Annotated in this window: 10 protein-coding genes; 7 read left to right on the forward strand and 3 right to left on the reverse strand. The window is 74.2% G+C overall.

What is annotated here, in order from left to right; genetic code table 11:
• The first annotated feature begins 21 nt into the window (after window positions 1-21).
• On the forward strand, window positions 22-1,209 hold the full coding sequence (locus ACIP67_RS10495) for an acyl-CoA dehydrogenase family protein (RefSeq protein WP_401690428.1): 1,188 nt from the start codon (window positions 22-24) through the stop codon (window positions 1,207-1,209).
• A gap of 33 nt (window positions 1,210-1,242) precedes the next feature.
• On the opposite strand, the gene ACIP67_RS10500 is transcribed toward ACIP67_RS10495, so the two are convergent.
• Entirely contained in the window at window positions 1,243-1,680 is a 438-nt protein-coding gene (locus ACIP67_RS10500) for a cell division protein SepF (RefSeq protein WP_385071007.1), read from the reverse strand.
• A gap of 353 nt (window positions 1,681-2,033) precedes the next feature.
• Here ACIP67_RS10500 and ACIP67_RS10505 point away from each other — a divergent pair, with 353 nt between their 5' ends.
• The 5 genes from ACIP67_RS10505 (at window position 2,034) to ACIP67_RS10525 (ending at window position 10,816) form a co-directional block, all read left to right on the forward strand.
• Window positions 2,034-3,224: a DUF5685 family protein gene (locus ACIP67_RS10505; RefSeq protein ID WP_401690432.1), complete on the forward strand. Its 1,191-nt coding sequence runs from the start codon at window positions 2,034-2,036 to the stop codon at window positions 3,222-3,224.
• 404 nt (window positions 3,225-3,628) lie between these two features.
• Window positions 3,629-4,534, forward strand: a complete 906-nt coding sequence (locus ACIP67_RS10510; protein ID WP_401690435.1) for a S1 family peptidase — start codon at window positions 3,629-3,631, stop codon at window positions 4,532-4,534.
• Window positions 4,535-4,930: 396 nt separating this feature from the next.
• Entirely contained in the window at window positions 4,931-6,013 is a 1,083-nt protein-coding gene (locus tag ACIP67_RS10515) for a S1 family peptidase (RefSeq protein ID WP_401690438.1), read from the forward strand.
• A 196-nt stretch (window positions 6,014-6,209) separates the two neighbouring features.
• Window positions 6,210-9,815 (forward strand): DNA polymerase III subunit alpha, encoded by a 3,606-nt coding sequence (locus tag ACIP67_RS10520; RefSeq protein WP_401690441.1) that lies wholly within the window; start codon window positions 6,210-6,212, stop codon window positions 9,813-9,815.
• Window positions 9,812-10,816, forward strand: a complete 1,005-nt coding sequence (locus ACIP67_RS10525; RefSeq protein ID WP_401690444.1) for a DNA polymerase thumb domain-containing protein — start codon at window positions 9,812-9,814, stop codon at window positions 10,814-10,816. The genes ACIP67_RS10520 and ACIP67_RS10525 overlap by 4 nt, the downstream gene beginning before the upstream one ends.
• A 223-nt stretch (window positions 10,817-11,039) precedes the next feature.
• Here the strand turns inward: ACIP67_RS10525 and ACIP67_RS10530 are convergent, their stop codons facing one another.
• Window positions 11,040-12,116, reverse strand: coding sequence for a lytic polysaccharide monooxygenase (locus tag ACIP67_RS10530; protein WP_401690447.1), 1,077 nt, complete (start codon window positions 12,114-12,116; stop codon window positions 11,040-11,042).
• Window positions 12,117-12,319: 203 nt separating this feature from the next.
• On the reverse strand, window positions 12,320-12,454 hold the full coding sequence (locus ACIP67_RS10535) for a hypothetical protein (protein WP_401690450.1): 135 nt from the start codon (window positions 12,452-12,454) through the stop codon (window positions 12,320-12,322).
• A 139-nt stretch (window positions 12,455-12,593) separates the two neighbouring features.
• Here ACIP67_RS10535 and ACIP67_RS10540 point away from each other — a divergent pair, with 139 nt between their 5' ends.
• Window positions 12,594-13,208: a class I SAM-dependent methyltransferase gene (locus ACIP67_RS10540; RefSeq protein ID WP_401690453.1), complete on the forward strand. Its 615-nt coding sequence runs from the start codon at window positions 12,594-12,596 to the stop codon at window positions 13,206-13,208.
• Window positions 13,209-13,219: the final 11 nt, after the last annotated feature.

Here is a 13,219-nt window from a genome sequence, read left to right on the forward strand (position 1 = left end):
TTTCCTGTTCCGGAGGGTTCGATGTCCGTTTCCGCCCTGCCCCCGTTCGACCCCGCCGACCCGCTCGGCCTCGACGACCTGCTGACGGACGAGGACCGCGCCGTCCGGGACACCGTGCGGGCGTGGGCCGCGGACCGGGTGGTGCCGCACGTGGCCGGGTGGTACGAGACGGGGGAGCTGCCCGTGATCCGGGAGCTGGCCCGCGAACTCGGCGCGCTGGGCGCCCTCGGGATGTCGCTCGAGGGGTACGGGTGCGCCGGGGCGAGCGCCGTGCAGTACGGGCTGGCGTGTCTGGAGCTGGAGGCCGCCGACTCCGGCATCCGGTCCCTGGTCTCGGTGCAGGGGTCCCTCGCCATGTACGCCCTGCACCGCTTCGGCAGCGAGGAGCAGAAGCGGACGTGGCTGCCGCGGATGGCCTCCGGCGAGGTCATCGGGTGCTTCGGGCTGACCGAGCCCGATCACGGGTCCGACCCCGGCTCGATGCGGACGTACGCCAAGCGGGACGGCTCCGACTGGATCCTCACCGGGCGGAAGATGTGGATCACCAACGGGTCCGTCGCCGGCGTCGCCGTGGTGTGGGCCCGGACCGAGGAGGGGGTCCGGGGCTTCGTCGTGCCCGCCGGCGTCCCGGGTTTCTCCGCGCCCGAGATCAAGCACAAGTGGTCCCTGCGGGCCAGTGTCACCAGCGAGCTCGTCCTCGACGACGTGCGGCTGCCCGCCGACGCGGTCCTGCCCGGGGTCGTCGGGCTGAAGGGCCCGCTCAGCTGTCTGTCGCACGCCCGCTACGGGATCGTATGGGGGGCGATGGGCGCGGCGCGCGCCTGCTTCGAGGCCGCCGTCGCGTACGCGCGGACGCGGGAGCAGTTCGGGCGGCCGATCGGGGGGTTCCAGCTCACCCAGGCCAAGCTCGCCGACATGGCGGTCGAACTGCACAAGGGGATCCTGCTCGCCCATCACCTGGGGCGGCGGATGGACGCCGGCCGCCTGCGTCCCGAGCAGGTCAGCTTCGGCAAGCTCAACAACGTGCGGGAGGCGATCGAGATCTGCCGGACGGCGCGGACGATCCTGGGCGCCAACGGGATCTCCCTGGAGTACCCCGTCATGCGGCACGCGACCAACCTGGAGTCGGTCCTCACCTACGAGGGCACCGTCGAGATGCACCAGCTCGTGCTGGGCAAGGCGCTCACCGGACTCGACGCCTTCCGCTGACCCCGGGGGGCAGGGCCGGTGAACGGCCCTGCCTCAGCTCTGGTTGAAGAAGCCGTCCGTGCGGCGCGCGGCCGGATCGCCGTTGACGATCTCCGTGTCGGCCGGGGTGAGAAGGAATACGCGGGTCGACACCCGCTCGATCGAACCGCGCAGACCGAAGATCAGCCCGGCCGCGAAGTCGACGACGCGCTTGGCGTCGCCGGCCTCCATGGCCGTCAGGTTCATGATGACCGGAACCCCCTCGCGGAACAGCTCGCCGATCACCCGCGCGTCCCGGAAGCCGTCCGGGGTCACCGTGCCGATCCGCCGGCCCTTCTCCTCGGCCGTGTCGGCGGCGACCCTCACCCGCGGGTCGGTGACCCAGGCGTCCCCGGAGTCGGTCCCCTCGGAATAGTCGTCGTCGTAGTAACGCTCGTCATCGTTGTCGTCGACGAGGCCAAGCCAGGCACTCGCCTTGCGTACCGATCCCATGGACGCCTCCTCTCACAGCGGTCTTTCTTCCGTTCCGCTTCCCCATGGTCGTCCATGATGCGGATGTCGCGCCAAGTGGATAGACGCCGCGCGGGGGGTTTGTGACGGTACTGGTGCACAGTCGATCCGTCGAGAGTCCGTGTGCCCCAAGGGTCCCGCCCCACACGGCTGCTGACTGAGAGTGAAATATGATTCTTCATGGCGTACGAGTGAGGGGCGGGCCGTGCGAGTGAATCAGGCGGGCCGCTCCAGTGTGATGATCCGTCGATACGATGCGGCGGCGTGCTGCGGTTCACGGTGGTTCTCCGCAGGTCGTCGCAGCTCAACGTCGTACGGACCACGGGGGGATCGTCGTGTTCGGAATCGTCAGGCCGTGCCGTCACCGGCTCGGTGAGGGACTCAGGACCCAGTGGATGGCACACCTGTGCGGGCTGTGCCTCGCGCTGCGCCGGGACCACGGACAGTTCGCGCGGGTCGTCACCAACTACGACGGACTGCTGATATCCGTCCTGACGGAGGCTCAGGCCGTCGGCGGGGACGGCGGAGGGCGGCGCACGGCCGGGCCGTGCCCGCTGCGCGGGATGCGGAGCGCGTCCGTCGCGCAGGGCGAGGGCTCGCGGCTCGCGGCCGCCGTCTCGCTGGTGCTGGCCTCCGCCAAGGTGCGCGACCACGTCGCCGACGGCGACGGCTGGCTGGCCCGGCGGCCGGTGGCGCTCGCCGCGCGCCGGGTCGCCACGAGCTGGGGCGCGGCGGGCGCCCGCAGCGGGGCCGCGGTCGGGTTCGACACCGCCGTCCTCGTCGACGCCGTCGACCGGCAGGTCGGCCTCGAGGCGCTCGCCGGGCCCGGCACGCCGATCCTGACGGTCACCGAACCGACCGAGACCGCGACGGCCGCGGCCTTCGCGCACACCGCGGTCCTGGCCGGACGGCCGGGCAACGCCGAACCCCTCGCCGAGGCCGGGCGCCTCTTCGGGCGGCTCGCGCACCTCCTGGACGCCGTCGAGGACAGGGCGGCCGACGCCGCGTCGGGGGCGTGGAACCCGCTCACCGCGACCGGGACGCCGCTCGAGGAGGCCCGGCGGCTCGCCGACGACGCCGTGCACGGCATCCGGCTCGCCCTGCGCGAGGCCGAGTTCGGCGACACGAAGCTGGCCCATGTGCTGCTCGTGCACGAGCTGCGCGCCTCCGTCGACCGCGCCTTCGGCACCACCTCGTGCGGGCACCCGGCGCAGCAGTACGGGCCCCCGCCGGGCAATCCGTACGCGCCCTCCGGCCCCGGAGGCCCGCCCGCGCCCCCGCAGCCGCCGCACCGCGACCGGCGCGGCCTCCTCGCCGGCTGCCTGGTCTGGGCGGGGCTCGCCTGCACGTGCCAGATGTGCTGCGGCGAGTACGACGACCCGTGGACGCGGGAGCGTAAAGAGGGGTACTGCTCGCGCTGCGACGACTGCTCCGACTGCTGCGAGTGCTGTGACTGCTGCGGGAACTGCGGTGACGGCTGCTGCGGTGACGGCTGTTGCTGCGACGGCTGCGGGTGTGACTGTTAGGCGGCTGCGGCTGCGGCTGCGGCTGCGGCTGCGGGGGCGGGTGCGGGGGCGGGTGCGGGTGCGGGGGCGGGTGTGACCGCCAAGGCCCAGGACAACGGGAAGAGGGGACGGCGATCGCCGGGTCCCGGGTGTCCGGCCGACTTCCGGGCCGCCCGGCCGCGTCCTCGCCGGGGCCGCAGGGGTTCGGCGCGTACGCTCATGAGGCCCAAGTCGCACAGTCCGTTCCAAGATTGACGGCCGAAAGGTGCCCTTGCGCCGACCGTCCGTTCGGCCGAATACTCCCCCTCAGCGCTTGTCAGGGGCACGGCGTGTCCGGAATCCGGACGCCCGGGCCGCCCTTTGACTGCGCCTCACGGGCCCCGACCCCACGCGGGCCCCCGACTTCCCCCGGGAGGGAACGAAACGTGAGGATCAAGCGCACCACCCCCACCAGCGGCATCACGAGACGGACCCGGCTGACCGCCGTGGCCACCGGACTCGTGGCCGCGGCGGCCGTCGCCATGCCCCACGCGAGTGCGGCCGACGCCACCCCGTTCAGCGCCGCCGAACTCAAGAGTGCCGGAGCCTCGGTGCTCGAGGCCGACGTCCCGGGCACCGCCTGGGCGGTCGACAGCAAGACCAACCGCGTCGTCGTCACCGTCGACAGCACGGTGTCCCAGGCCGAGATCGCGAAGATCAAGGAGCAGGCCGGCGCCAACGCCGACGCTCTGACGATCAAGCGCACCGAGGGCACGTTCCGGAAGTACATCGCGGGCGGCGACGCCATCTATGCGAGCAGCTGGCGCTGTTCCCTCGGCTTCAACGTCGTCGACGGCTCGGGCAACTACTACTTCCTGACGGCCGGTCACTGCACCGACGGCGCGGGCACGTGGTGGTCCAACTCCTCCCACACCACCACGCTCGGCACCACGGCGGGCTCCAGTTTCCCGACGAACGACTACGGCATCGTCCGGTACACCAACACGTCGGTCACCAAGTCGGGCACCGCCGGCAACACGGACATCACCAGCGCGGGCACCCCGAGCGTGGGCACCACGGTCTACCGCGACGGCTCGACCACCGGCATCCACAGCGGCCGCGTCACCGCCCTGAACGCCACCGTGAACTACGGCAGCGGCGACATCGTCTACGGCATGATCCAGACCACGGTCTGCGCCGAGGCCGGTGACTCCGGGGGCTCGCTGTACGGCACCAACGGCGTGGCCTACGGTCTGACCTCCGGCGGCAGCGGAGACTGCACCTCCGGTGGCACGACCTTCTTCCAGCCCGTGGTGGAGGCCCTGAACGCCTACGGGGTCAGCGTCTTCTGATCCCGTGGCCGCCCAGGTGTGCGCCCCGGGCCGCCACCGGTCGGCGGGTGAGCCCCCGCGCGCGACGGCGTGCGGGGGCTCACCCCTGCCGGGTCGGTCCGCCGCAGCGCACGACGGCGCCCTCGGTGATGCCGCGAGCACCGGCGACATCGCGTCAGGTCCGGACCTCGCCGCCCGGTGTCCGGTGCGTCACGCGTGGCGTTTGCAGTGCGAACCGTGCGGCGTGAGGGGGGTGGTGAAGGCGCGTGGGGCGCGTTGCGGTCACCGTGTGCGCGTCGGCAAGGCGACCTTGTGTGCTCCCTGGGGGGTTCGGGAGAGTGGGCGCCCGTCGCCCGGGTCCTTCCGGCTCGCGGCGGTCTCCACGACCATCCCGGCCCCCCCACAGGAGGACGCGAGTTGAAGTACCGACGCATGTCCGGACGGCGGGCCGTCCTCACGGGAGCGGGTGTCGTCGCCTTCGTCGTCGCGGGAGTCACCTTCCGGACTGCGAACGCGAGTGAGGCCGCGGGCCCTCCCGAGCCCCGGCCGCTCTCCGTCCCGGCGGCCGGAAAGCTCGCCTCGGCCCTCGGTGCGGACCTCGGCGCCGACGCGGCCGGCAGCTACTACGACGCCGAGAGCGGGAGCCTCGTGGTGAACGTGCTCGACGAGGCCGCGGCCAGGACCGTCGAGGCGGCCGGCGCCAGGGCCAGACTCGTCGAGAACTCCCTCGCCGAGCTGCGCGGCGCCCGTACGGCGCTCCGGAAGCACGCGGCCGTCCCCGGCACCTCCTGGGTGACCGACCCGACCGCCAACGAGGTCGTCGTCACCGCCGACCGCACGGTCTCCGACGCCGAGTGGGCCCGGCTCGCCGAGGTCGTCGAGGGCCTCGGCCCCACGGCACGGCTCCGGCGCACCCGGGGGGAGTTCACGCCCTTCGTCGCCGGCGGCGACGCCATCACGGGCGGCGGCGGTCGCTGCTCGCTCGGCTTCAACGTGGTCAAGGGCGGCGAGCCGTACTTCCTGACCGCCGGGCACTGCACCGAGTCCGCCTCGACCTGGTCGGACTCCTCCGGCACCGTCATCGGCACGACCGAGGCCTCCAGCTTCCCCGGCGACGACTACGGCCTCGTCAAGTACACCGCCGGCGTCCCCCACCCCGGCGAGGTGAACCTCTACGACGGCTCGGCGCAGGCGATCACGGGTGCCGCCGAGGCCACCGTCGGCATGGGCGTCACCCGCAGCGGCTCGACGACCGGGGTGCGCTCCGGCACGGTCACCGGCCTGGACGCCACCGTGAACTACGGCAACGGCGAGATCGTCGACGGCCTCATCCAGACCGACGTCTGCGCCGAGCCCGGCGACAGCGGCGGCTCCCTCTTCTCCGGCGGCAGCGCGATCGGCCTCACCTCCGGCGGCAGCGGTGACTGCGCCTCGGGCGGGGAGACGTTCTTCCAGCCGGTGACGGAGGCGCTGTCGGCGACGGGCACCCGCATCGGCTGACGGCGGCCTCACCCGGCCCGTGCCGCCGGTCCCGGTGGGGGGCGGCGGTGGCCTGTGTCATGTCCCCGTGGCCCGGGGGTGGCGGGCGTTTGCGCAGGTGGGCGGCGTCCGAACGGGTGTCGTACATGTGTTCGGGAATTGGTCTATGGTGGGGGTGAGGCAGTTTTGAACTGATGTTCGATAGCGGGAGGTGTGGATGCCGGACTTCACGCATCTGCACACCGTCTCCGGGTTCTCCCTGCGCCACGGCGCCTCGCACCCGGAGCGGCTGGCCGAGCGCGCCTGCGAACGCGGCATGGACGCCCTCGCCCTCACCGACCGCGACACCCTCGCCGGCACGGTCCGCTTCGCCAAGGCCTGCGCGAAGGCGGGCGTGCGGCCGTTGTTCGGGGTGGATCTGGCGGTGGCGCCCCCCGAGCCGGTCCGCGGGGACGGGGCCGTACGGCGGGAGAGGCGCCGCACCCCGGTGCGCGGAGGCGCCTTCGTCGACGAGTCGGCCCCCCGCGTCACCTTCCTCGCCCGGGACGGCGCCCGGGGCTGGGCCGGTCTGTGCCGGCTCGTCACCGCCGCCCACACCGCGGCGGACACACCCCTGCTGTCCTGGGCGGACCAGCACGGCGACGGCCTGACCGTCCTGCTCGGCCCCGACTCCGACGTGGGCCGGGCCCTCGCCGCCGGCCGCCCGGACCGCGCCGCGCGGCTCCTCGCCCCCTGGCGGGAGGTCCACGGCGACGCCCTGCGGCTGGAGGCCGTCTGGCACGGCCGCGCCGGCACCGGGCCCGGCTCCCTGCGCCTGGCCGCCCGTACCGTCGGCTTCGCCGCCGAACAGCGGATCCGCCCGGTGCTCAGCAACGCCGTCCGGTACGCCGACCCGGGCCAGGGCCCGGTCGCCGACGTCCTGGACGCCGCCCGCCGCCTGGTGCCGATCGACCCGGCAGGGGAACGGGACTCCGGCGAGGCCTGGCTGAAGGACCCGGACGCCATGCTGCGGGCGGCCGAGCGGATCGTGGAGGCCGCCGGCTTCCGGCGCGAGGCCGCCCACCGCCTGCTGGAGCAGACCCGGGCGACGGCCGCCGAGTGCCTGGTGGACCCCGAGGACGACCTGGGCATCGGCACCGTCCACTTCCCCGAGCCGCACCTCGTCGGCGCCGGACGCCGGACCGCCCAGCGGGCGCTGGCCTCGCGGGCGGCGGCGGGAATGGTGCTGCACGGCTACGCCGGGCGGCGTGCGTACTGGGAGCGGATGCACCGCGAGCTGGACATCATCGCCCACCACGGCTTCGCCTCCTACTTCCTGACGGTCGCCCAGGTCGTGGACGATGTCCGGGAGATGGGCATCCGGGTCGCCGCGCGCGGCTCCGGCGCCGGCTCTCTGGTCAACCACCTCCTCGGCATCGCGCACGCGGACCCGGTCGAGCACGGGCTGCTGATGGAGCGCTTCCTGTCCAAGGAGCGGGTGGTGCTGCCCGACATCGACATCGACGTGGAGTCCGCACGCCGGCTGGAGGTCTACCGGGCGATCATCGGCCGGTTCGGCGCCGAGCGGGTCGCGACGGTCGCGATGCCGGAGACGTACCGGGTCCGTCACGCGATCCGGGACGTCGGCGCGGCCCTGTCCATGGACCCCGCCGAGATCGACCGGCTCGCCAAGTCCTTCCCGCACATCCGGGCGCGCGACGCCCGCGCGGCGCTGGAGGAGTTGCCCGAACTCAGGGCGCTCGCCGAGCGGAAGGAGACGTACGGGCGGCTGTGGGAGCTGGTCGAGGCCCTCGACGCCCTGCCGCGCGGTGTCGCCATGCACCCCTGCGGGGTCCTGCTCTCCGACGCCTCCCTGCTCACCCGTACGCCGGTGGTGCCGACCAGCGGCGAGGGCCTGCCCATGTCCCAGTTCGACAAGGACGACGTGGAGGACCTCGGGCTGCTCAAGCTGGACGTGCTGGGCGTGCGGATGCAGTCGGCGATGGCGCACGCGGTCGCGGAGGTGCGGCGGGCGACGGGCGCCGAGGTCGACCTGGACGCCCTGCCGCCGGGCGACCCGGCGACGTACCGGCTCATCCGGTCCGCCGAGACGCTGGGCTGCTTCCAGATCGAGTCGCCGGGCCAGCGCGACCTGGTCGGGCGGCTCCAGCCGAGCACCTTCCACGACCTGGTCGTCGACATCTCGCTGTTCCGACCGGGGCCGGTCGCCGCCGACATGGTGCGGCCGTTCATCGCGGCGCGGCACGGGCGGGCACCGGTGCGGTACCCGCATCCGGACCTGGAGGGGCCGCTGAAGGAGACGTACGGGGTCGTCGTCTTCCACGAGCAGGTCATCGACATCGTCGCCGTCATGACGGGCTGCGGCCGGGGCGAGGCGGACCGGGTGCGGCGCGGGCTGTCCGACCCGGGGTCGCAGGGGCGGATCAAGGTCTGGTTCGCGCAGCGCGCGGCGGCGAACGGCTATGACGCGGAAACGATTCAGCGGACCTGGGGGATCGTCGAGGCCTTCGGTTCGTACGGCTTCTGCAAGGCGCACGCGGTGGCCTTCGCCGTCCCGACGTACCAGTCGGCGTGGCTGAAGGCGCACCACCCGGCCGCCTTCTACGCGGGGCTGCTCACGCACGACCCCGGGATGTACCCGAAGCGGCTGCTGCTGGCGGACGCGCGGCGGCGCGGGGTGCCGGTCCTGCCGTTGGACGTGAACCGGTCGGGAGCCGCCCACCGGATCGAACTGGTGTCTGAATCCAGGGAGTCCATGGGGATTCCGGGGAACCCCGGCCGGTGGGGTCTCCGGCTGGCCCTCTCCGACGTGCACGGCATCAGCGAGGCCGAGGCGCGGCGGATCGAGGACGGGCAGCCGTACGCCTCGCTGCTCGACTTCTGGGAACGGGCCCGGCCCAGCCGGCCGCTCGCGCAGCGCCTCGCGCAGGTGGGCGCGCTGGACGACTTCGGCGCCAACCGGCGCGACCTCCAACTGCACCTGACCGAGCTGCACCGCGGCTCCCGGGGCGCGGGCGGCGGCCAGCTCCCGCTGGCCGGCGGGCGCGGGACGGCCCCGGCGGGGCTGCCCGACCTCACCTCCGAGGAGCGGCTCAGCGCCGAGCTGGGCGTGCTGTCCATGGACGCCTCGCGCAATCTGATGGACGACCACCGGGAGTTCCTGCGCGAGCTGGGCGTGGTGTCGGCGCGTCGGCTGCGCGAGGCGCGGCACGGCGGGACGGTGCTGGTCGCGGGCGCCAAGGCGGCCACCCAGACCCCGCCGGTCCGCTCCGGCCGACGGGTCATCTTCACCACCCTGGACGACGGCACCGGCCTGGTCGACCTGGCCTTCTTCGACGACTCCCACGACGCCTGCGCCCACACCGTCTTCCACTCCTGGCTGCTGCTGGTGCGCGGGGTGGTGCAGCGGCGCGGCCCGCGCAGCCTCAGCGTGGTGGGAGCCGCCGCCTGGAACCTCGCCGAGCTGCTGGAGGTACGGCGGGAGGAGGGGCTGGAGGGCGTCGCGGCCCGGCTCGCCGAACCGGCCGGCTCCGCGCCCGTCGACGGCTCCGCGCCCGCCGACGGTTCCACGGCGGTCGGCGGCTCCACGCCCGCCGAGGGCTCCGCGCCCGCCGGCGCCGACGGCCCGGCACGCAGACGGCTCGCCGGCTCCGACGGGCTGCCCGCGCCGGCCGGGTCCGCGGCCCAGGACGCGATGGAGCGGCGGCACATCCGCATGCCCACGGGGTACCGGATGCACCCCTGGGCCGATCTGCGCCCCGCGGGCGAAGGGCCCGCGGTGGGAAGGAAGTTGTGGCACCAGAGTCCGGGGAGTGCGGGATGACCATCCTCTGCGTACGTTTCCAGCTGCCGTCGGCGCACGAGACCGCCCTGCCGGGGCTGCTCGGGCTCCTGGAGGACTTCACCCCGGTCGTCGAGGCGCTGCCGCCGGACGGGGCGCTGGCCGATCTGCGGGGCGCCGAACGCTACTTCGGGCGCGACGCCGTCGAACTGGCCTCGGTGATCCGCGTCCGCGCCCTCGCGCTGCACGGGGTCGACTGCGCGATCGGCGCCGGACCGGGCCCGATGCTGGCCCGCATGGCGATGCGGGAGGCCCGGCCCGGCGTGACGTGCGCCGTGCCCGAGGAGGCGGTGGGGGAGTTCCTCGCCGGGAGGCCCGTCGTCGCCCTGCCCGGCATCGGCACCGCGACCGCCCGCATCCTGTGCGAGTACGGCCTCGACACCCTCGGCCGGGTCGCCGCCGCGCCCCTGTCCACGCTCCAGCGGCTGGTCGGGGCGAGGACGGGCCGGGACCTGCACGAGCGGGCGAACGGCGTCGACCGGGGCCGGGTCGTCCCCAACGGCGTCTCGCTCCCCCACTCTCGGCTTCGCTCGAGCGGGGGGACCCCCATCCTGGCCACCGAACGCCCCTTCACCCGCGACGAGCTGAACCCCGACCGGCACCGCCGCGCCCTGCTCTCGGCCGCCGGGGAACTCGGCGCCCGGCTCCGCGCCCTGGACAAGGTCTGCCGCACCCTCACCCTCACCGTGCGCTACGCCGACCGTTCTTCCACCACCCGCACCCGCACCCTGCGGGAGCCGACCGCCCACTCGCCGGAGCTCACCCGGACCGCGTACGACCTCTACGAGGCGCTCGGCCTCCAGCGCGCCCGCGTCCGCGCGCTCGCCCTGCGCGCCGAGAGCCTCACCTCCGCCGAACAGGCCACCCACCAGCTCACTTTCGACCCGGTGGACGAGAAGGCCCGCCGCATCGAGGAGGTCGCCGACCGCGCACGGGCGAAGTTCGGCCCGAGGGCGGTGATGCTGGGGACGCTGGCGGCGTGAGCCCGTCGACGGAGAGGCCCGCCATGGGTGACGTGAGCGCGCCGCGGGGAGTTCGGCCCTGGTGACGCGATCCCGTCGACGGGGAGGCCGGCTCGGGGGGGGCGCGATCCCGTCCCGGCCCGGCGTACGCCACTCCCGGGTGCCGGCGGGCGGCCGGTCACCGGGGGCGTGCGCCGGGGCCTGACCGGCCTGAGCCGCCGTTCAGGCCCCGGGGTCCGTGCGCTCAGCGGCTGTGGCGGCCGCCGCTCACCGCGCGCCGGCGGACCGACGCGAAGAGCACGGCCGCGCCCAGCGCGAGGACGCCGGCGCCCCCGACCGCGATGTACGGCGTGCTGCCGTCGCCGCCGGTCTCGGCGAGGTTCGTGGTGCTGCCGGCGGCCTTCGGGCGGTTGGCGCCGCCGGCCGCGGCGGTCTGCGACGCCTCGCTCGCGGGCGTGGCGTCCGTCGTCGTGGTGGCGTCCTGGTCGCCGTGGCCGTGGTGCTCGACCGTCGACTTGTCGGCACCGGCCTCGATCTGCTCGTCGGAGGGAGCGGACGCCTCGGGCGCGGCACTGTCGTCCTGCTCGGCGGTGTCGCTGCCTCCGGTGGCGGTGTCGCTCTCTCCGGTGCCGGTGCCGGTGCCGGTGCCGGTGTCGCTCTCCCCCGTGGTGCCGGTGCTGCCGTCCCCGCCGAAGGCGACGTCCGAGCAGGAGTAGAACGCCTCGGGGCTGTCCGAGCGCTGCCACACCGCGTACAGCACGTGCCGGCCCGAGCGCTCGGGCAGGGCGCCGGAGAACGTGTAGAAGCCGTCCGCCGCGACCGGGTCGGTGACCGTCGCCACCGGGTGCTCCAGGTCCAGGTCGGACCAGGCCAGCGGCTGCGCCGGGTCGTAGCCGGCCTGGGTGAGGTACACCGTGAAGGTGCCCTTGTGCTGGGCGGTCACCCGGTACTTGAAGGTGTACGAGCCGGCGCTCACGCTCGTCGCCGGCCAGTCGGCGCGGGCCAGGTCGAGCCCCTTGAACTCGTCGTTGTTCGCGCTGCACAGCTTGCCGTCCGGGATCACCTCCTGGTGGCGGCCGCCGGCGTCGCCGACGCGGATGCCGTTCCAGTCGTACAGCGCCTGTGTCCCGCCGGCCGCGACAGCCGCCTTGCAGGCGTCCGACGTCGGGCTCTCGGGGCCTTCCGCGTAGCACTGGGAGACCCGGCTGACCGGGTCCCCCATCGAGCCGTGCGCGGCCGCGGGTGCGGCGGACAGCCCGGTCAGGGCCAGCGGGGTCAGGCCCAGGGCGGCGACGGCGGCGGCCTTGCGGCGTGCGGACATGGAGGTCTCCTAGGAACCGGTGCTGATGTGTGCCGGAACCAAGAAACCGTGAAAACGCCTGCTGAGGGCGGTCGCGGACGATCTTTAGGGTCGCCTTAAGGAAGCGCTCAGGCTGGGATCAGGAAGGAAGCGCTCAGGCCGGGATCGGACAGGGGCGGGCGGGCCGGCCCGAGGCGCGCTCCGGCCGGGCGGCCGGGCCGGTCCTACCCGTCCGGCCACCAGGTGCGGGCGATGTCCTTGCGTACCTCGGGGCGTCCGGAGGGGCGCGCGTCGGCCTCCTCGCGGATCCGGCGCGAGTCCGTCTTCTTCAGGGGCTTCTGCACGGTCGTGCGGCGCATGGCTGCCTCCTCGGGGTGCTACCGAGTTCCGTGGTTTCACGGAGATAGACCCGTTAGGGGAGAGTTCCTCATCGCCACCTGTTCTGTCAGTGGCGGCTGTCACGATTCGATTGTCAGTGGTGGGTGTCACCCTTGGGGCATGGCAAACCGGAGTGACGGGACGACTTCGCCGTGTGTCGACTGGGACGCGGCGGCCGCCGCCTTCGACCAGGAGCCCGACCACGGCCTGCGCGACCCCGATGTGCGCGCCGCCTGGGCGGGGCGGCTGCGCGGCTGGCTGCCGGGGACCCCGGGTGACCTGCTCGACCTCGGCTGCGGCACGGGCAGCCTGTCCCTCCTCGCCGTCGAGCAGGGACACCGCGTCACCGGGGTCGACCTCTCACCGGCCATGGTCGACCGGGCCCGGACCAAGCTCGCCGGACGCGCCGCGGTGGTCCTCCTCGGCGACGCTGCGGCACCCCCGGTCGGGGACCGGCGCTTCGACACCGTCCTCGTCCGGCACGTGCTGTGGGCCCTGCCCGACCCGGCCCGCGCCCTGCGCCACTGGTGCGGGCTGCTGCGGCCCGGAGGACGGCTGGTGCTGGTCGAGGGCGTGTGGGGCGCCGTCGCCCCCGTCGGCATACCCGCGGACCGTCTCACCGCCCTGCTGGCCCCGCTCACCGGGCACGCGCGCGTGGAGCGGCTCTCCGACGCCCCCGAGCTGTGGGGGAAGGACGTGCGGGACGAGCGGTACGCGGTGGTGGCGACGGTGTGACGCCTCCCGCC

The sequence above is a fragment of the Streptomyces sp. NPDC088812 genome (assembly GCF_044750285.1).
Lineage (GTDB): Bacteria > Actinomycetota > Actinomycetes > Streptomycetales > Streptomycetaceae > Streptomyces.